This is a genomic window from Erwinia sp. OLFS4 (assembly GCF_002752165.1).
In the GTDB taxonomy this organism is placed as follows: Bacteria; Pseudomonadota; Gammaproteobacteria; order Enterobacterales; family Enterobacteriaceae; genus Izhakiella.
Window position 1 is genome coordinate 1 of sequence record NZ_MOMB01000035.1, and the last position, 742, is coordinate 742.

The following is a 742-nucleotide window of genomic DNA, read 5'->3' on the forward strand; positions in this document are numbered from 1 at the left end:
AACATTTATTTCTGTATAGAATGAAATGCTTTCATAAACGAAGATTTATTTGTCAACTAAATGTAAACATGATTTTCAATAGAAAATATGTTTTTTAACAGGAGGTTAGCCTGGAAAGAGGTTAAGAAAAATAACAGTATTTACATTATGATACAGCGAATTAAGAATTTTCTTATCGCATCTGTAGACACTATTTTACCTCTCTGTATAATTGTTTACAGTTTGGTCCTAACTGTAAAGTTTTGCGCTTCTTTTTTAACCGCCATATTCCCTTAAAGCGTTCCTCATTACTCGCCGTGTAGCGCACCGTGTGGCGGATATTACGGTGTCCGAGATAGTCCTGTATCAGCCGCGTGTCCACTCCCCTGTCCGCCAGAGCAAAACCGCAGGCATGGCGTAACATGTGCGGATGCGAAACCACCGAAAGTCCCGAAGCTTTACCGAGGCTGTTAATCACCTGCCAGGCGCGCTGACGGCTCAGCGGACCGCCCTGGCGGGTGATAAACAGCCAGTCGCTGGCCGCCGCCGGCAGCGTCTCACGCACCCGCAGCCAGGCACGGATGGCGCGGATTTCCTCACGCAGCAGCGGATGGACGGTGCTGAAACCGTTCTTCATGCGGCGGATATACAGACTGCCGCCCTTAAGGTCGACATCGGAAAGCCGCAGGCTGCAGGCCTCGCTGACGCGAAAACCGTGGATAAAACTCATATAAAGCAGGCAGTAGTCGCGCTCCGCCGTCGC

At 49.5% G+C, this 742-nt stretch carries 1 protein-coding gene; it reads right to left on the minus strand.

The window, feature by feature from the left end; genetic code table 11:
* Positions 1–190: 190 nt before the first annotated feature.
* The coding region (locus BL249_RS06560; protein WP_099753252.1) for a tyrosine-type DNA invertase at positions 191–742 on the minus strand (552 nt) is incomplete at its 5' end.